This is a genomic window from Rhizobacter sp. (assembly GCA_021153565.1).
Taxonomy (GTDB): domain Bacteria; phylum Pseudomonadota; class Gammaproteobacteria; order Burkholderiales; family Burkholderiaceae_C; genus Albitalea.
In genome coordinates this window covers 16,629-34,799 of the sequence record JAJKJU010000199.1, presented here as the reverse complement: position 1 = coordinate 34,799, position 18,171 = coordinate 16,629, and the positions used below count along the sequence as shown (strand labels likewise).

The window sequence follows — 18,171 nt, the reverse complement described above, 5'->3', positions numbered from 1 at the left end:
GCGGGCGCGCTGCGGCGTTGCTCCTCACTTGTGTGGCTCGCCACACGGCGCTCGGAGCGCCTTGCATCGCATCCCGCCCAGCGCCCCCAAAACGGGAACTTGTTCCGGGCCAAATCCCAACTACGAAAACAGTCGCCGCGCAGCGGGCGCCCCCGCCGCGAAGTCCCTCGCCGCGAGCGTCTCGTACAACTGCCCCAATTCACCGCCGATCGACGCGAATCCTTCGGGGCTCAACGGCCGGCCATGGTCGTCGACGATGGCCGCATCCATGCCCAGCGACAGCGCCTGCGCGCTGGCCTGCCACGACACGAAGGGGCCGGCCTTGGCATCGGTCTGCGGCACATCGAAGCTGAGCGTCACGTCCCGGACCGCTGCACGGTTCGGGTCATCGGCAAAAGCGGCTTGTGAATCGAAGGTCAGCGTGAGAACGGGCGGCGCGCCATCTTCCACCGACGGCAGCACCAAGCGCCCGGGCACCGCGCCCGCGACGAAGCCGTGGCGGCTTGCGTGCTGCTGGATGTATCCCACGCTCCACGCTGCAGCTCGCGCCTGCAGGTGCACCGCCAGTTGCGCATCGTGCTCGCCGGCAAAGGCGTCGAGTTCTCGGGCCCGCGACACCACGTCCAGCATGTCGGGAAAGTCGGCCATCGCACCGACGGCTTCGGCAAAGGCCTGCACCTTCTGCACGAACTCCGAGTATTCGATTTCGTTGAGCGCGCCGGTCCGGTTGGCAAGCTGCACACCCGCCTGGAATTCGCCGTACCGATGGCCAGGCACTGCCGCCTCCCATTCGCCGCTCTCGGTATCCAGGCCTTCAATCAGAAACGGCTTGCTGCCGGCACGGCGCGTCGTGGGCAGATGCAGGAGCACCAGCTCGCCGGCGATCGGAGCCTCGACGGTCAACGGCGCGATGGCATCGATCAAGGCGTCGAGCCGAATCGTCGGCCGCTTGGGCGCACGCGCTTCCAGCACAGGTTCAGGCAGCTCGGCCGGATGCGTGATAGCTGCCTCCATGACTGGCTCGCGCGGTTCTATGCGCGGCGCCTCAGGCATGGGTTCGATGCTCGCTCGCTTCGGGCCGGCTTTGCGCGCTTGCCATGCGCCATGGGCGATGACGGCCGCCAAGACCAAACCGCCCAAAGACGCCAACGCGATGGTGAGACTGCTCATGCGCGTGACCCCGTCAAGCCGCTTCGGCCATGGTGATGGCCGCCTCCATGTCCACCGCCACGATGCGCGACACGCCCTGCTCCTGCATGGTGACGCCGATCAGTTGCACCGCCATTTCCATCGCAATCTTGTTGTGGCTGATGAAGAGGAACTGCGTGCCCTTGGACATCTCCTTGACGAGCTTGGCGTAGCGCTCGGTGTTGGCGTCGTCCAGCGGTGCATCCACTTCGTCCAGCAGACAGAACGGCGCAGGGTTCAACTGGAAAATCGCAAACACGAGCGCGATGGCCGTCAGCGCCTTCTCGCCGCCCGATAGCAGGTGAATCGTGCTGTTCTTCTTGCCTGGCGGCTGCGCCATGACCTGCACGCCCGCGTCGAGGATTTCGTCGCCCGTCATCACGAGCCGCGCGTTGCCGCCGCCGAAGAGGCTCGGGAACATGCGGCCAAAGTGCTCGTTGACCTGCGTGAAGGTGGCGCCCAGCAGATCGCGGGTTTCCAGGTCGATCTTGTGAATGGCGCCCTCAAGTGTCGCGATGGCTTCGTTCAAGTCGGTCGACTGCGCGTCGAGGAAGGTCTTGCGCTCGCGCGACGAGGTCAGCTCGTCCAGCGCTGCGAGGTTGACCGCGCCCAATGCGTTGATATCGCGGTTGATGCGGTCGATCTCACTTTGCAGACCGTAGAGCTTGACGTTGTTCTCGTCGACATTCTTGGCGAGCGCTTCCATGTCGACCTCGGCCGCCGTCAACTGTTCGAGGAATTGCGCGCCACCCAACTGCGCGGCTTGCTCCTCGAGTTGCAGCTTGGTGATGCGGTCGCGCAGCGGCTGCAGACTCTGCTCGTGGGCAAGGCGCTGCTCGTCGGCGCGACGCAGGCGCAAGGAGAGGTCGTCGTATTCGCTGCGCTTGGCGCCAAGCGCTGCTTCGCGTTCGAGCTTCAATGCGAGCGCGGTCTGCAAGCCGGCTTGCGCGGCAGCGTCGGTCAGAACCGTGAGCTCTACCTGCAATTGCGCTGCCGACTGCTCGTTCGTCGCCACCTGCTGCACAGCAGTCTCGATGCTGCGTTGCAGCTCGCCCCGACGCGCGGCGAGCGAGCGCGACGAGAACTGCGCCTCTTGCGCTTGCCGTTCAAGCGAGCGCAGTTGCTCGCGTGCTTCGGCAAGCTTGCGTTCGGCGTTGATCACCGCCTCATCCAGCTCGGCATGACGCTCCTGCGTCGTGGCCAACTGCATGTCGAGTTCTTCGAACTTCGCCTCGCCCGTAGCGCGGCGTTCGTTCAATTCCTCAAGCTGCGCATCGACTTCGCCGAGTTCCGAATCGAGCTGCGCGCGACGGGTGCTCGTCTGCTCGGCCTGCTGCGACAAGCGCAGCAATTCGACCTGGAGCTGATGCGCACGTGTCTGTGCTTCAGCTGCTTCTCGACGAGCCGTCACGAAGCGCTGCGATGCGTCGGTATAGGCCGCCTCCGCGCGGATCATGCCGCTGCGGGCTTCATCGGCAATCAAGGCCTGGGCCTTGGATTGACGCTCGAGGTTCTCGATCTCCTGTGCACGGGCCAGCATTCCGGCCTGTTCGGAGTCTGGCGCGTAGAAGGTCACCGCGAACTGGCTCACTGCATGACCTTCGCGGGTCATGATCACTTCGCCGTGCGTCAGCTTTGATCGCGCGGCAAGCGCTTCGTCGATGTTGGCAGCGGTGTAGACACCTTCGAGCCAGTCGTTGAGCAGCGCCTTCAGGCCCGCATCTCCCAGGCGAAGCAGGTCGGACAAGCGCGACAGCGTCTCGTGCGTGTTCGAAATGGACGCTTGCGGCGGTGTGTAGAACGACAGCTTGGCCGGCGGCGCATCGCTGGCGAAAGCACGAACGGTTTCTATGCGGCCGACTTCGAGCGCATTGATGCGCTCGCGCAGCGCCGATTCGAGCGCGGTTTCCCACCCGGGCTCAATGTGAATCCTGGTCCACAAACCCGGCAAGCCGTCGAGCCCGTGCTTGGCGAGCCAGGGCTTGAGCTTGCCCTCGATCTGCACCTTCTCTTGCAAGGCACGCAGCGCTTCGAGCCGGGCGCTGATGTCCGCTTGCTTGCCAGCCTCGGCATTCACCTGTACCTGCTTCAGGCGGCGGTCTTCGTCGAGCGCAGGCACGAGTTCGGTCAGCTCGTGAAAGCGCGCATCGGTGACGACGTGCGCCTCTTCCGCGACTGCGAACTGCGTCTTCAATTCCTCCAGGCGATCCATGTCCGGCGCAGCGAGCTGACGACGCTCGGCATCGAGCCGATCGCGTCGTCCATTCAATTGCCGCCGCTGGTCGTCGATGTTGCGGCTCTCCGCTGCCAGCACCTGTATTTGCTGCTGCACGCTCGCGACCACGTTGCGCTGCTCGTTGCTGCGCGCCTGTGCGGTGCGAACGGCGTCTTCGACGTTTGGCAGATTGCCCGCCTGCTCTTCGGCTTGCGCTGCGAGCACTTCGCTTTGCTCATCGGCAGCAGCGATCTGCTCGGCGATGTGCTCGAGCTCGTCTTGCGCCTGCGCTTGGCGCTCGGCCCACTGTTCGCTCTGGGTCTTCAGTTCGAGCAGGCGCTGCTCGATGCGCTGACGGCCTTCGACCACATAGCGGATGCGCTCTTCCAGTCGTGACACTTCGAGCGCCGCTTCGGCCAGCGATCCTTGCGCGGTGTGCAGCTCGTCGCTGGCGGCGTAGTGCGCCTGCCGAATCGTCTCCAGTTCCGCCTCGCCGTGCCGCAACTCCGCCATGCGCTCTTCCAGCGCATTGGTCGCCGCCAGGACTTCTTTCTTCACGCGCTCTTGTTCGCTCGACGCATCACGGTGTTTCAGGAACCAGAGTTGGTGCAGCTTGAGCGTGCCTTGTTCCTGCAGCCCACGGTACATGGTCGCGACCTCGGCCTGCTTTTCGAGCTTTTCGAGGTTGTTGTTGAGCTCGCGAAGAATATCTTCGACGCGCGTGAGGTTCTCTCGCGTGTCCTTCAGCCGGCTCTCGGTCTCGCGGCGGCGTTCCTTGTACTTGGACACGCCCGCGGCTTCTTCGAGGAACAGACGCAGCTCTTCGGGCTTGCTCTCGATGATTCGGCTGATGGTGCCCTGCCCGATGATGGCGTAGGCGCGCGGCCCGAGGCCGGTGCCAAGGAACACGTCCTGCACGTCCCGGCGACGCACCGGCTGGTTGTTGATGTAGTAGCTCGACGTGCCGTCGCGCGTCAGCACACGCTTGACAGCGATCTCGGTGAACTGGTTCCACTGGCCTCCGGCGCGGGCGTCTTCGTTGCTGAAGACAAGTTCGACGCTGGCGCGGCTCGCCGGCTTGCGATTTCCCGAGCCGTTGAAGATGACGTCCTGCATCGACTCGCCGCGAAGCTCGCTGGCCTTGCTTTCGCCGAGCACCCAACGCACGGCGTCCATGATGTTGGACTTGCCGCAACCGTTGGGCCCCACGACCCCCACGAGTTGGCCCGGCAACTGGAAATTGGTGGGCTCGGCAAACGACTTGAAGCCAGACAGCTTGATCGAATTAAGGCGCATGGGCGTGGAGCTAGCGGCGCGAGATTCGTGCGCTTAAGTCGTTGATTTGATTGGAAAAACCCGCTCGGATACGGGCTCGAAGGAGGGTCGGATGATACCATCGCCCCCCTGCCTGAAACCTTCTCGAAACGTCACCGCCATGGCCAAGACTGCCAGCTCCAAACCCGCCTCCAAGAGCGCGCCCAAGCAGCGCGAAATGCCAGTCAATCCGCCCAGCGCTCCGAGCAAGGAGTTGCATGTCTTCCCGAATCCTGCGCCCAAGCGAGACTACGTCATCCAGTTCCAGGTGCCCGAGTTCACCTGCCATTGCCCGCTCACCGGGCAACCAGACTTCGCACACTTCACCATCGACATGATTGCCGACGAACTGTGCATCGAACTCAAGAGCCTGAAGATGTACTTCTGGAGCTATCGCAACGAGGGCGCCTTCCACGAGAAGGTGACGAACACCATCCTCGACGACATCGTGGAGGTGAGCAACCCGCGCTTCGTGCGCATCACTGCAAAGTGGTATGTGCGGGGCGGCATCTACACGAATGTGGTGGCTGAGCACCGCAAGAAGGGCTGGAAGCCGCAGCCAGTGGTGGAGCTTGCGAAGCACGCGGCAGACACCGGCATGCTGAGAGGCTGAGAGTATTTCGAATGTGTCCGAGCAGCACGTCAAAAGGCGCCTGGTCTAGGAGTCTGCGCGGCAGAAGCACGGCGCTTCAAGAACCAGCATTTTTAGGGGTCGCTTCACCATTGCCCTAGTCGGAAAAATCGAACCAGCGCGATTCTGAAGCCTCGAAAATTTCGTCAGAGATTTCAATTTCTTCTGCCGCGCAGACTCCTAGGCGCAAAGCGCAGCCATCGCTTGGCTATGGCGAGCATTTGCAACGACGGTCAGGAGGCTTTTGGCGTGATGAGCGGGCATGATCGAAAAACTCTCAGCCTCTGAGTTGAACAACCCCGACGAGGGGCACCCTGCGGGGATCAACGAGGCTGCCCCAGGTCCATCGTCCAGTAGGTGGGGTATGTATTGCCTGCTCCGCCGCGCACGCAGGCAAGTCCCATGTGTACGAAGCCGGGATTCATGATGTTGGCGCAGTGCCCGGGGCTCGCGATCCATCCGTCGACCACGCTGTCGACCGACGGTTGACCCGCGGCAATGTTCTCGCCGATGCCACTCCAGAGGTAGCCGACTGCGTCGACCCGGTTGGCGAGCGTGCTGCCGTTGAATCCGGTGTGCGAGAAGAAGTTGTGCGTGACCATGTCCTGCGAATGCCCGGTCGCGGCCAGCGTCAGCGTGTCGTTCCAGGTCAGCGCGGGGGCGGGACCGAAGGTACCGGAAGTCCCGCAGTTGGCGCCGCTTGCCCGCCACTGGTTCACCCGGGCCAGAGCCGTGGTCGCGAAATCCGGGAGGTCGCAGGTTGCCGTGGCTTGCGGTGGTGCCAGGCTGACAGGCGGCGCGGCAGGTGGGAGTTCGGGGCTGGCAGGTGGTGGTGCGGAAGCCGCATCGCCGCCCCCGCCGCACGAGGTCAGCGCGGTGCAGGCCAGCATGGCCACGAATGCACCAACGAGCGCCGAGCGGCGCGACATCACGATATCTGGGGAAATACCTGTCATGACGCCAGCCTACAGGCATGCCGCGTGTGCCGGGTAATCAGTCGTAAGACAGCGCCCCCCGGCATCGCGATTGCCATGCCCGAAGCATGAGCGCGCAGCACGAAGGCACCCCTGGACTGTTCGCCTACTCGAACAGCACTTCGGTTGAACGCCATCGTGTGTGCCGGAGAAAGGGTCCAATTTGGACGGTCATTCCTCCATTCACATCAAGTTCGAGGTCAGCATGGACTGCACGTTTTCCAGGTCAGTCACGGGTATGCAGCATTCGCCAACCCGCGCGGCGGGCCAGCAAGGCGATCCCACACCGGAATCACGACCAAGCCGAGAGAGCAGTCTTTCCGGGCCGTCCGCATTGATAGCGAGGACATCGTCATCGGACAGCATCGCGCCACGAGGACCATCACCTGTCGAACAGCCCAAAACGGGCCTATCACTTCTCGAAGGGCTCCAAACGGACGCTCAGGTGAATATCCTCGACCACTTGCTCCTCGGCCACTTGCCGAGCGACGCACCTTCGAGGGCCCGAAGTCTGATCGCCCTGTCGGGGACGTCCAAGGCTCTAAGGACGTTGGTTCAGGGAGTCGACTCCCTCCCCAAATACCGACCATACCGACTGTTGGTCCGCCTGGCGCAAGCCGCTGAACGTCATGTCCGAAACTGCAGCAAGCGCGAACTCACCCCAGACCGTGTTACGTTGTATGCATCCACGCTCGGACTCTTAAGCCGGCAGCAGAAAGAACGCCTCGTGTCCGCCGCGATCGGCTTCAAAGACAGCGCAAAAAAGGCCGAGGCGCTATTAGCGCTTAGCAAAAACGTGGCCCATTTGGACAAGGGCCAGCGCAAGCGCCTTATCGACTCCGCTATCGCGAACACCGATGAGTCCGGCGACAAAGCCAGAGCAATCGGCATGCTGGGTGCGGGAGCACATTTGAGTAAGATCCGGCGCGACAAACTCGTCGCCGCCGCTATCGACATGGAAGCACTCTACAGGCCCGCCGCGATAGCTGAGCTGACCGCGGGCTTGGCGCATCTAGACGACGACCAGCGCGAGCGCCTCGTCGTCGCCGCCATCGGCCTTACCCATACCGGCAAGGCCCGCGCGATTGCCGCTCTTGGCGCGGGAATGGCGCATCTGAAGGACGAGCAGCGCGAGCGCCTCGTCGCCGCCGCCATCGGCCTCACCCATGATGACGACAAGGCCCGCGCGATTGCCGGTCTTGGCGCAGGAATGGCGCATCTGAGCGACGACCAGCCCGAGCGCCTCATCACCGCTGCCCTCAGCCTCGACAATGACTTCCTCAAGGCTGATGCGATAGTCGGACTGAGCGCGGGTGTGGCGCATCTGAGCGTGGTCGAGCGCGACCGCATCGTGGACGCCGCCATCAGCGTCGGCAATGTCCGCACCAGGAGTAATGCTTCAGGGATAGGCGCACTGGGTCCTGGATTGGAGCATCTGCGCGAGACCCAGCGCGAGGCCCTCGTCGCCGCCACGATGGACCTGGGCGATGACCTCTGCCAGGCCTATGCGATTGCCGGGCTGGGCCCGGGAGTAGCGCACCTGAACAATTCCCAGCGCGAGCGCCTCGTTGCCGCCGCCATCGGCTTCGGCGACAGCTTCAAAAAGGCAATTGCGATAAGGGGTCTGAGCGCGGGAGCAGCGTATCTGAACGATTCCCAGCGCGGGAGGCTCGTCGTCGCCGCCCTCGCCATCGACTCCGAGTCCCATAAGTGTCTGGCGATAGAGGGGCTGGGCGCGGCAATGGCGCATCTGATCGATTCCGAGCGCGAGGCCCTCGTCGTCGCCGCCCTCGGCCTCAGCAGCGACCGCTGCAAAGCTTTTGCGATAGTCGGGCTGGGCGCGGGAGTGGCGCATCTGCGCGAGGAGCAGTGCGACCGGCTCGTCACCGCCGCGATCAGCTTGGGTGCCGAGACCCGTGCAATACCCGGACTGGCCGCTTCTCTTTCGGGTGCTATTCAAACTAATGTGTAGGTGTAGCGGCCCGATGACATCCGCGTCAGGACCCGATTACATCGGCGGTTTCGGGACCACATTAGCTGAGAACATCGGTGCGCTCGGACCCACATTAAGTGAGAACGAGCCCACATTATTTGAGAACAGCCCGATTACATCGGCCAGGACTCACATTGAGTGAGAACGACTACGACCCGTTTCTAGTCTCACAGGCGAGGCGCTCGCAATACCTGTGACATGGAGGTCGTCCCTCCCACGGAACTGAACCTCCGCAGCTGCGACGAGGCGACGGTCATGGGGGAACATCGCCTGCTTTTTGGCAATCAAGTTTTTGATGTGATCCAGTGCCTCACGCAGCGCGTCGTCCCCGCCTTCTCTGGTCGATGCGCCCGCGTCGATGGCCAATTGATGCAGCGCACCGGCTTGTTCGTCGGATTCCAGGAGGCTGATGTTCCAAGCGAGAACAATGAGGTCAAGCGCGGCCCGATATTCGAACAGTGGAGACCCTTCAGGCTTTTGGCGTGATGAGCGGGCATGATCGAAATACTCTCAGCCTCTAAGGCAACCACCAAGCGAACATAGATAGTCTCAGGTGGCAACAGCTGGAACTATTTCGCTCTTGCCAATACGCACAGATCCAGCCATTGGTCCGGGTGACGGCGAGACGGGCGAACGCGATGACCCGCGTTCGCCTTACTCCTTCACAGGAGGAAATGCCGGCGGCGCGCTCGACCCCAAAAGGCGCGCACCGCCGGGTTCATTGCTTACTTACTTGACGTATACGCCGGCGATGATGATCAGGTCGCCTTGCTTCTTGACGTAAGAAACCTTCGGCTCGAGCGCGCCGCTGGCGGGATTCTTGTACTTGTAGTTCACCCAGCCGGTTCCCTTCGTGTTGGCAACTTCAATGATTTCCTTGCGGAACAGCTTTCCATCGGCATCAGGCTCGCTGACTTGGTTCTTGCCGATGAGCGCCGGGGCGACTGGGTTGGCAAGCAAGGTTCCGGTCTTGTCGTAGACGAAGACATACAGGTCGCCCTGATTGAACGGGCCGTCTTTCTTGTTGACCTCGGCGATGAATTTGTCATTGCCGTTCTTGGCTGCGAAGGCAGCGGCCTTCTCGACGATGCCTTCAGCATCGGTCTTGGACGGCGCAGCAAAAGCGGAGACAGAGAGGAACCCACATGCGAAAGCAAACAGGGCGGCACGAATGGTTTTGATCATTTATTTTCCTTTTGGGTTGTTGTCAAACTCGAACTCCGGGCGGCAGTCTATTGGCGTATGCCTCGCGCGGAACGTCTCTGCAGGAGTGGTTTCCTTTGTCACATCTTGACCTTGCCGGAAGCACGCGAATGGCATAGCAATGTCCCCAGTCGACTTGCTCAGAGGCTGAGAGTGTTGATGCGCAGATCGGAACCGCACTGATCGACCGTTCGGGCTATCACATTGGCGTCCGGCGAAATCAGCAGCGCGGACCGGTTGCTGGCAATTCTTGGGCGAGCACGCCAAGCCTCGGCTTCAAGGAGCTCCGCCAACACGCCCCGATAATCGCGCCATGAATCCGCTGCTGGCAAAGCTCCACCCCTATCCCTTCGAGCGGCTGCGTGCCCTCACCCGAGACATCACTCCCAACCCGGCGTACAAGCCGATCAGCCTGGGCATCGGCGAGCCTCGGCACCCCACGCCGGATCTGATCAAGCAGGCCGTCATCGACAAACTCAAAGGCCTGTCCAGCTACCCGGCCACCGCCGGTGATTCGGCCTTGCGCCAGGCAATTTGCGATTGGGTGACGCGGCGCTACGGCGTGGTGCTGGATCCGGCCACGCAGGTGCTGCCGGTGAACGGCTCGCGGGAGGCGTTGTTCGCACTTGCGCAGGCGGTCGTCGACCCGACGAAACCCAACGCCACGGTCGTCTGCCCCAACCCGTTTTACCAAATCTACGAAGGCGCAGCCTTGCTGGCAGGCGCTCAGACCGCCTTCGCCGACAGCGACCCGGCACGCAACTTCGCGGCCGACTGGGACGCCATTCCCGATGAAGTCTGGTCGCGCACTCAACTGCTTTATGTTTGCTCGCCGGGCAACCCCACCGGCGCGGTCATGCCCTTGAGCGAATGGAAGAAGGTCTTCGCGCTCTCGGACAAACACGGTTTCGTCATTGCCTCCGACGAGTGCTATTCGGAGATCTATTTCCGCGACGAACCACCGCTGGGTGCGCTTGACGCCGCGATGCAGCTCAACCGGCGCGATTTTCGCAATCTGGTCGTTTTCACGAGCCTGTCCAAGCGCTCGAACGTGCCCGGCATGCGCTCCGGCTTCGTCGCTGGCGATGCCGCCGTCCTCAAGCAGTTCCTGCTGTACCGCACCTATCACGGCAGCGCCATGAGCCCGACCTTCCAGCAGGCGAGCATTGCGGCCTGGAATGATGAGCAGCACGTGATCGACAACCGGGAGCAGTACCGCCGCAAGTTTGAGCGCGTCACACCCCTGCTGGCAGAGGTGCTGGACGTGGCGCTGCCAGACGCCGGCTTCTACCTTTGGGCCGGGGTCTCGCAGCTGGGACTGGATGACATTGCCTTCGCCCGCGGCCTGTTGGCTCAATACAATGTTGCGGTGCTCCCGGGCAGCCTGCTGGCGCGTGATGCCAACGGTGTGAACCCGGGTGCGGGTCGCATCCGGATGGCGCTTGTGGCGCAAACCGATGAGTGCGTCGAAGCTGCCCAAAGAATCGTCTCTTACACCCGCTCGCTCTCTGCCTGAATCCAACCTCACTACCCATGACCCAACAACTTCAATCGCTCATCGAGCTCGCCTGGGACAACCGCGCGTCGCTCACAACGACCAACAGCCCCGAAGTCCGCGAAGGCGTCGAGCAAGTCATCTCCGACCTGAACACGGGCCGCATCCGCGTGGCCGAGCGCCAGGGTGTGGGCCAATGGACAGTGAATCAGTGGGTCAAGAAGGCCGTGCTGCTGTCCTTCCGTCTGAACGACAACCAGTTGATGCACGCCGGCGAACTGGCGTTCTTCGACAAGGTGAAGACGAAGTTTTCTCACATGTCGGAAGAAGAGGTCCGTGAATCGGGCGTGCGCATCGTGCCGCCGGCCATGGCTCGCCGCGGCTCCTTCATCGGGCGCAACGTGGTCCTCATGCCGAGCTTTGTGAACATCGGCGCCTACGTCGACGAAGGGTCCATGGTCGACACCTGGGCTGCCGTCGGCTCTTGTGCCCAGATCGGCAAGAACGTGCACCTCTCCGGCGGCGTGGGCATCGGCGGCGTGCTCGAACCCATGCAGGCCAACCCGACCATCATCGAAGACAACTGCTTCATCGGCGCCCGCTCGGAAGTCGTCGAAGGCGTGATCGTCGAAGAAAACTCCGTGCTCTCGATGGGCGTATACATCGGCCAGAGCACCCAGATCTACGACCGCGCCACCGACACGGTGAGCTATGGTCGCGTTCCGGCAGGTTCGGTGGTCATCAGCGGCACCCTGCCGCGCGACGGCGGCAAGTACAACCTGTACTGTGCCGTGATCGTCAAGCGCGTGGACGCCCAGACGCGCGCCAAGACGAGCATCAACGACCTCTTGCGCAGTTGAGCGGCTCGCGCCTCCCATGATGCGGCAAGGCCTGCGCCAAACCCGCCGGGCCGCATTGTGGCCGCCGTTTAACAGCAGGTTCGGATTGCGTTATCAGTGCAGCTCAGCACGGCCTCGAACTCGTGCGGGTCGGACCGACTGGAGCATGCCATCCTGAGCACCAAGCGCACGGGCAGCTGCCTCGCCGTGCTGTTGTTCCGACCTGGACCGCTTCAAGGACATCAACGATACCCACGGGCACAGCGTGGGCGACGCCGTGCTTGTGCAAACCGGCACGACTTTTGGTCTCTTGCATACGCGAAGTGGACACCGTGGCGCGCTGAGGTGGCGACGAATTCGTTATCCTGCGGGAGGCAATGGACGAGGAGCACGAACGCGTCGCGTGGCACATACGCTGCTCGACCGCTTTGCGCGACGCATGCAGGTGGGCGAGTTTCACTTCGATCTCAGAGGCTGAGAGTTCTTTGAGCGTGTCCGAGCAGCACGTCAAAAGGCACCTGAGCTAGGCGCAAAGCGCAGCCATAGCGGGCTATGGCGAGCATTTGCGACGACGAACAGGGGTCTTTGGGCGTGATGAGCGGGCATGATCGAAATACTCTCAGCCTCTCAGGGTGAGCATCGGCATCAGCATGTACCCGCGCGATGCATTTCGACGCGTCGGAACTGATCCAGCGAGCTGATGAAGCGATGTACTTGTCCAAGCACCGGCAGGGCAATCGTTACAGCGTGTTTGGCAACGAAAGCGTTAAATGATCGGATTGGAAATCAATGAAGGGAAAGTCATGAGCGGCAACATGGAACGAGTGTTGCGCCTGATGGCCGAAAAAGGCGCGTCAGACGTGTACCTGTCGGCGAACACGCCGATTCTGATCAAGATCAGCGGGCAGATCATCCAACTGAGCGACCAACCGCTCACTCATGTGCAACCGCGGCAACTGCTGTCGGAACTGCTGAGCCCGCAACAGCTCGAGGATCTCGAAGACACGGGCGAGCTCAACGTCGGCATCGGCCTCGCCGGCGTCGGCAGCTTCCGGCTGAGCGGGTTCAAGCAGCGCGGCTCGATCGCGGCAGTGCTGCGTTGCATTCCACATCACATTCCTGCGCTCGACACGCTGAACCTGCCGCCGCTTCTGAACACGCTGGTGCTGGAAAAGCGCGGATTGATCCTGATGGTGGGCGCCACAGGCACGGGCAAGACCACCACGCTCGCGTCGATGCTGGAGCAGCGCAACCAGCAGTTGACGGGGCACATCCTCACCATCGAAGACCCGATTGAATTCCTGTTCTCGAACAAGAAGTCGGTCGTGAACCAGCGCGAAGTGGGCCGGGACACGCAGTCGCTGCAAATCGGCTTGAAGAACGCGCTGCGGCAAGCCCCCGACGCCATCCTCATCGGCGAAATCCGCGATCGCGAGACCATGACAGCCGCGATCTCTTATTCCCTGTCGGGCCACCTGGTGTTGTCCACGCTGCACGGCAACAACAGCTACCACGCCCTGGGACGCATCCTGTCGTTCTACACACCCGAGGCGCGCCCCGCACTGCTGGCCGACCTCGCTGCAGGCGTGCGCGCCATCGTGTCGCAGCGCCTGGTGCCGGCAATCGCCGGTGGCCGCGTTCCGGCGGTGGAAGTGATGCTCAACACCAAGCTCGTGTCCGAACTCATCGAGCAAGGTGATTTCAGTGGCGTGAAAGAAGCAATGGAAAAGTCGATGGCCGAAGGATCTCAGACCTTCGAGCAGGACTTGGCACGGCTGATCACGCAAGGCGCCATCAGCCGTGACGACGGCCTGGCCTATGCCGATTCGCCGACCAACCTGATGTGGCGTCTGCAAAACGACATGAGCCCGGTGTCGCGCGCGGTGCCGAAAAAGGAAGAGGCGGACGACCAGCCGACCTTTACCGAGATCACCCTCGACGTACGTCCGGACGACGGCATGAGCACGCGCAACGCCGGCCTGCAGTACTGATCCGCTTTCCTGATCCACTTTCGACGATGTCGCGAACTTTGCAGTTTACGGAACAGCTCATTGGCTGCCGCTCCCTCACGCCCGACGACGGCGGTTGCCAGACCCTGATTGCCGAGCGCCTTGGCCCGCTGGGCTTTGGTTTCGACACGATCGTGAGCGGCCCAGACACATTCCGCGTCACCAACCTCTGGGCGGTTCGCCGCGGGACCAACGCGGACGCGCCGGTGCTGGCCTTTGCCGGCCATACCGACGTCGTGCCCACCGGCCCGCTCGCGCAATGGCACAGCGATCCCTTTGTGCCCACGCATCGCGACGGCAAGCTCTACGGGCGCGGTGCAGCGGACATGAAGACGTCCCTCGCCGCGATGGTCGTCGCCATCGAAGAGTTCGTTGGCGCGCATCCAAAGCACGCGGGCTCCATCGCGCTCATGATCACGAGCGACGAAGAAGGCCCAAGCGTGGATGGCACGGTCAGGATCGTCGAGTGGCTGAAGTCTCGCGGCGAACGCATCGACTGCTGCATCGTCGGCGAGCCCACCTGCGTCGATCGTGTCGGGGACATGATCAAGAATGGCCGTCGCGGCAGCTTGTCGGGCAAGCTCACGGTCAAGGGCGTCCAAGGACACATCGCCTATCCGCAGCTCGCAAAGAACCCGATTCACCTGGCCGTGCCTGCGTTGACCGAGCTGGCCTGCGTCGAGTGGGATCGCGGCAATGAATATTTCCAGCCGACGAGTTGGCAGATGTCCAACATCCATGGCGGCACGGGCGCAAGCAACGTCATCCCGGGCGAGGTGGTGATCGACTTCAACTTCCGCTTCTCGACCGAGTCGACGGCTGATTCGCTCAAGGAGCGAGTCCATGGGGTGCTCGACAAGCACGGGTTGGACCATGACGTCGCGTGGACGCTCGGCGGCGAGCCCTTCCTGACGCCGGTGGGCAGCTTGAGCCGTGCCATGACCAGCGCCATCCAGGCCGAGACCCACATTGCCACGCAGCTGTCGACCACTGGAGGAACGTCGGACGGGCGGTTCATCTCCAAGATTTGCCCGCAGGTGGTCGAATTCGGTCCCGTCAATGCCAGCATCCACAAGATCGACGAGCACGTCACCGTCGACGACATCGAGCCGCTGAAGAACATCTATCGGCGAACGATGGAAAATCTGCTCCTTTGATAATCCACTTGACCCCGTATATCTTGACCCCGAATTCATGACACTGATCGACTTCATCACGGCCCAAGCCGCCCGCCTCAAACAGGCGGGCGTTTCGTTTTGGCACGGCACCACCAACGCATTCGACGAAGCGGCGTGGCTTGTTCTCTGGGACCTGGGCATGGAACTCGATGCGCTGGAAGCGCACGCCAAGCGCGAGCTGACGACCGAGGAGCAGGCAAAGGCTGAAGCGCTGATCGGCAGGCGCATCGACACGCGACAGCCCGCGGCCTATCTCACGAAAGAAGCGTGGCTGCAGAACGTGCCTTTTTATGTGGACGAGCGATCCATCGTCCCGCGCTCCTTCATCGCCGAGTTGCTGGCCGACGGAGAAGGCACGGGTACGCTGGACGCCTGGTTGTCCGAGCACACGCACAAGGTGTTGGACCTGTGCACCGGCAACGGAAGCCTCGCGGTGATCGCGGCCATGGCCTACCCGGAGGTGGTGGTCGATGCCGCAGACATTTCCGATGACGCCCTCGAAGTCGCGCGCATCAATGTCGACAAGCACAAGCTCGGCAAGCGCATCACCGTCATCAAGTCCGACCTGCTCACGAGCGTGGCCGGCCCCTACGACCTCATCCTGTGCAACCCTCCCTACGTCAACGCGCAGAGCATGAGCGCCCTCCCCGCCGAGTACAAGCATGAGCCGGCGCTTGCGCTTGCAGGCGGCGACGATGGCATGGACCTCGTACGCACCATCTTGCGCGACGCCCCGGCCAAGATGACGCCAAATGCCGTGCTGGTGCTCGAGATCGGCAACGAGCGGCCCAACTTCGAACACGCCTTCCGACGGCTCGAAGTCGCGTGGCTGGAAGTCAGTTCGGGCGACGACGAGGTGCTGCTCGTCACCCGCGATGCCCTCGCACGCTGGAGCCGAAAATGATCACTTTGCGAGACGTCACGCTGCGACGCGGCGTGAAAGTGGTGCTCGACACTGCCACCGTCACCTTGCAACCGGGTGAAAAGATCGGACTCGTCGGCCGCAACGGCGCGGGCAAGTCGTCGTTGTTTTCGCTGCTCACCAACCGCCTGCATGCCGATGCCGGTGACGTCGACATGCCGCCGCGCTGGCGCATGGCCGAGGTCGCGCAGAACATGCCCGAGACCGATGACGGCGCGACCGACTTCGTACTGCAGGGCGACATCCCTTTGATGGAAGCACAGGCAGCGCTTGCGGCCGCGGAAGCGGCCGATGACGGGCACGCCATCGCGGACGCGCACCACGCGATCAGCGACGCCGGCGGCTTCGACGCCCGCGCCCGTGCACAGGCCATGTTGATGGGCCTGGGCTTCAAGAAAGCACAGCTCGATGCTCCCGTGAACAGCTTCTCAGGCGGATGGCGCATGCGCCTGCAATTGGCCCGCGCACTGATGTGCCCGGCTGACCTGATGCTGATGGACGAGCCGACGAACCACTTGGACCTGGACGCGCTCGTCTGGCTCGAAGCCTGGCTGCAACGCTACGATGGCACGCTCATCGTCATCAGCCACGACCGCGAATTCCTCGATGCGATCACGCGTGTGACGCTGCACCTCGAAGACGCCAAGCTCACCCGCTACACCGGCAACTACACGGCCTTTGAAGAGATGCGCGCCGAACGCATGCTGCAGCAGCAGGCGAGCTTCGAAAAGCAGAAAGAGCGCATGGCGCACCTGCAGAAGTTCATCGACCGATTCAAAGCCAAGGCCTCCAAGGCCAAGCAGGCGCAAAGCCGGGTGAAGGCGCTGGCACGCATGGAAAAGTTGGCGCCTGTGCTGACGGCGTCGGACTTCTCCTTCGAGTTTCGCGAACCGCTCAGCCTGCCCAACCCCATGCTCGCGATGCAGGACGTCGCCTGCGGCTACCGAAGCGAGACCGCGGGCGACAAGATCATCGTGCACGACATCAACCGCTCGGTACTCGCGGGTCAGCGCATCGGAATCCTCGGCGCGAACGGCCAGGGCAAGTCCACGCTGGTGAAGACGGTGGCGCGCATGCAGCCGGCGCTTGGAGGCACGGTGACCGAGGGCAAGGGGCTCGCCATCGGCTATTTTGCGCAGCAGGAAATGGACGTGCTGCGGCCCGGTGATTCGCCGCTTGTTCACATGATCCGACTTGCACGCGACTGCGGACCGCCAGGGCGTGAGCAGGAGTTGCGCAACTTCCTCGGCCAGTTCCGCTTCGAAGGCGACATGGTGAACCAGACCGTGGGCACCTTGAGTGGCGGCGAGAAGGCCCGTCTCGTGCTCGCGATGCTGGTGTGGCAGCGCCCCAATCTCCTGCTGATGGACGAGCCGACCAACCACCTCGACCTCGATACCCGCGAGGCCTTGTCGATGGCGCTCAACGAGTTCGAGGGTACGGTGATGCTGGTGAGCCACGATCGTGCCTTGCTGCGCGAAGTGTGCGACGAGTTCTGGCTCGTCACGCACGGCGGCGTGAAGCCGTTCGACGGAGACCTCGACGACTACCAGCGCTGGCTGCTCGACACGGCAAAGGAACAGGCCAAGTCGTTGAAAGAAGGCGGCGCATCGAAGCTTGCATCGAGCAGCACATCGAATCGCAAGGAGGACCGCAAGGCCGCGGCCCTGGCTCGGCAGCAACGCGTCGACGACGTGAAGCCGCTGCGCAAGGAGCTCATCAAGATCGACAACCGCCTGGGTGTTCTTTTCGCCGAACGCGACAAGATCGAAGCCTTGTTCGCGGAGGGCAAGTTGCCGCCTGCGGAACTTGCCGAGAAAGGCAAGCGGCTGAAGGTCGTGACCGACGAGATCGAGAAGCTCGAAAGCCGCTGGCTGGAGGTGAGCACGCAGATCGATGTGATGACGGCGGAGTCTTCGTAGGCCGGGTCAAACCCTTTCGATGACCCACAACTGCGGCTTCGCGGTCCTTGCTCCCGATGGGAGGGTTGGGGTGAGGGCTGCGACTGCTGATATCCAAGACCTTGCATCCAAGACCTTGCTTTTCGCCACCGCCGTCGCCCTCACCCCAACCCTCTCCCGGAGGGAGAGGGAGTAACGCATTGCCCCGCCGGATTGCTTCCAAGCGACTTGCGGGTAATTGGGAAGGTCAAACCGGATACCTCCCATCCCTTTCGACCGGAACTACCTCCCATTCCTTTCGATTACCCA

General features: G+C 62.7%; 13 protein-coding genes. 9 read left to right on the top strand and 4 right to left on the bottom strand.

Annotation, left to right across the window (positions count from 1 at the left end; genetic code table 11):
• Positions 1-120: 120 nt before the first annotated feature.
• Positions 121-1,170 (bottom strand): cell division protein FtsZ, encoded by a 1,050-nt coding sequence (locus AC30NL_RS12570; RefSeq protein WP_489464337.1) that lies wholly within the window; start codon positions 1,168-1,170, stop codon positions 121-123.
• A gap of 13 nt (positions 1,171-1,183) precedes the next feature.
• On the bottom strand, positions 1,184-4,699 hold the full coding sequence (gene smc / locus AC30NL_RS12565; protein ID WP_489464336.1) for a chromosome segregation protein SMC: 3,516 nt from the start codon (positions 4,697-4,699) through the stop codon (positions 1,184-1,186).
• Positions 4,700-4,895: 196 nt separating this feature from the next.
• Between smc and queF the strand changes: the two genes are divergently transcribed.
• On the top strand, positions 4,896-5,330 hold the full coding sequence (gene queF, locus AC30NL_RS12560; RefSeq protein ID WP_489464340.1) for a preQ(1) synthase: 435 nt from the start codon (positions 4,896-4,898) through the stop codon (positions 5,328-5,330).
• 341 nt (positions 5,331-5,671) lie between these two features.
• Here queF and AC30NL_RS12555 read toward each other — a convergent pair whose 3' ends face one another.
• Complete coding sequence (locus AC30NL_RS12555) at positions 5,672-6,304, bottom strand: CAP domain-containing protein (protein WP_489464335.1); 633 nt, start codon at positions 6,302-6,304, stop codon at positions 5,672-5,674.
• Between the two features lie 745 nt (positions 6,305-7,049).
• On the opposite strand from AC30NL_RS12555, the gene AC30NL_RS12550 reads away from it, so the two are divergent.
• Positions 7,050-8,294 (top strand): hypothetical protein, encoded by a 1,245-nt coding sequence (locus AC30NL_RS12550; protein WP_489464334.1) that lies wholly within the window; start codon positions 7,050-7,052, stop codon positions 8,292-8,294.
• A gap of 750 nt (positions 8,295-9,044) precedes the next feature.
• Here the strand turns inward: AC30NL_RS12550 and AC30NL_RS12545 are convergent.
• Complete coding sequence (locus AC30NL_RS12545; protein ID WP_489464333.1) at positions 9,045-9,500, bottom strand: cache domain-containing protein; 456 nt, start codon at positions 9,498-9,500, stop codon at positions 9,045-9,047.
• Between the two features lie 331 nt (positions 9,501-9,831).
• On the opposite strand from AC30NL_RS12545, the gene dapC reads away from it, so the two are divergent.
• The 7 genes from dapC to AC30NL_RS12510 all read left to right on the top strand — a co-directional run bounded on the left by dapC (position 9,832) and on the right by AC30NL_RS12510 (position 17,883).
• Positions 9,832-11,034 (top strand): succinyldiaminopimelate transaminase, encoded by a 1,203-nt coding sequence (gene dapC, locus AC30NL_RS12540; protein ID WP_489464332.1) that lies wholly within the window; start codon positions 9,832-9,834, stop codon positions 11,032-11,034.
• Between the two features lie 17 nt (positions 11,035-11,051).
• Positions 11,052-11,873, top strand: a complete 822-nt coding sequence (gene dapD / locus AC30NL_RS12535) for a 2,3,4,5-tetrahydropyridine-2,6-dicarboxylate N-succinyltransferase (protein ID WP_489464331.1) — start codon at positions 11,052-11,054, stop codon at positions 11,871-11,873.
• 202 nt (positions 11,874-12,075) lie between these two features.
• Complete coding sequence (locus AC30NL_RS12530) at positions 12,076-12,330, top strand: diguanylate cyclase domain-containing protein (RefSeq protein ID WP_489464339.1); 255 nt, start codon at positions 12,076-12,078, stop codon at positions 12,328-12,330.
• A gap of 325 nt (positions 12,331-12,655) precedes the next feature.
• Positions 12,656-13,843 (top strand): PilT/PilU family type 4a pilus ATPase, encoded by a 1,188-nt coding sequence (locus AC30NL_RS12525; RefSeq protein ID WP_489464330.1) that lies wholly within the window; start codon positions 12,656-12,658, stop codon positions 13,841-13,843.
• Positions 13,844-13,869: 26 nt separating this feature from the next.
• Complete coding sequence (dapE, locus tag AC30NL_RS12520; RefSeq protein WP_489464329.1) at positions 13,870-15,018, top strand: succinyl-diaminopimelate desuccinylase; 1,149 nt, start codon at positions 13,870-13,872, stop codon at positions 15,016-15,018.
• 37 nt (positions 15,019-15,055) lie between these two features.
• A complete protein-coding gene (prmB, locus tag AC30NL_RS12515; RefSeq protein ID WP_489464328.1) occupies positions 15,056-15,943 on the top strand; it encodes a 50S ribosomal protein L3 N(5)-glutamine methyltransferase in 888 nt (295 codons plus the stop codon).
• Complete coding sequence (locus AC30NL_RS12510; RefSeq protein ID WP_489464327.1) at positions 15,940-17,883, top strand: ABC-F family ATP-binding cassette domain-containing protein; 1,944 nt, start codon at positions 15,940-15,942, stop codon at positions 17,881-17,883. The genes prmB and AC30NL_RS12510 overlap by 4 nt, the downstream gene beginning before the upstream one ends.
• The last annotated feature ends 288 nt before the right edge of the window (positions 17,884-18,171 follow it).

Bases quoted from the DNA above. Each gene is read 5' to 3' on its own strand.
- AC30NL_RS12570 (WP_489464337.1), bottom strand. From the start codon at position 1,170: ATGAGCAGTCTCACCATCGCGTTGGCGTCTTTGGGCGGTTTGGTCTTG.
- queF (WP_489464340.1), top strand. From the start codon at position 4,896: ATGCCAGTCAATCCGCCCAGCGCTCCGAGCAAGGAGTTGCATGTCTTC.
- AC30NL_RS12510 (WP_489464327.1), top strand. From the start codon at position 15,940: ATGATCACTTTGCGAGACGTCACGCTGCGACGCGGCGTGAAAGTGGTG.
- dapE (WP_489464329.1), top strand. From the start codon at position 13,870: ATGTCGCGAACTTTGCAGTTTACGGAACAGCTCATTGGCTGCCGCTCC.
- prmB (WP_489464328.1), top strand. From the start codon at position 15,056: ATGACACTGATCGACTTCATCACGGCCCAAGCCGCCCGCCTCAAACAG.
- smc (WP_489464336.1), bottom strand. From the start codon at position 4,699: ATGCGCCTTAATTCGATCAAGCTGTCTGGCTTCAAGTCGTTTGCCGAG.
- AC30NL_RS12545 (WP_489464333.1), bottom strand. From the start codon at position 9,500: ATGATCAAAACCATTCGTGCCGCCCTGTTTGCTTTCGCATGTGGGTTC.
- AC30NL_RS12525 (WP_489464330.1), top strand. From the start codon at position 12,656: ATGAGCGGCAACATGGAACGAGTGTTGCGCCTGATGGCCGAAAAAGGC.
- dapC (WP_489464332.1), top strand. From the start codon at position 9,832: ATGAATCCGCTGCTGGCAAAGCTCCACCCCTATCCCTTCGAGCGGCTG.
- dapD (WP_489464331.1), top strand. From the start codon at position 11,052: ATGACCCAACAACTTCAATCGCTCATCGAGCTCGCCTGGGACAACCGC.
- AC30NL_RS12555 (WP_489464335.1), bottom strand. From the start codon at position 6,304: ATGACAGGTATTTCCCCAGATATCGTGATGTCGCGCCGCTCGGCGCTC.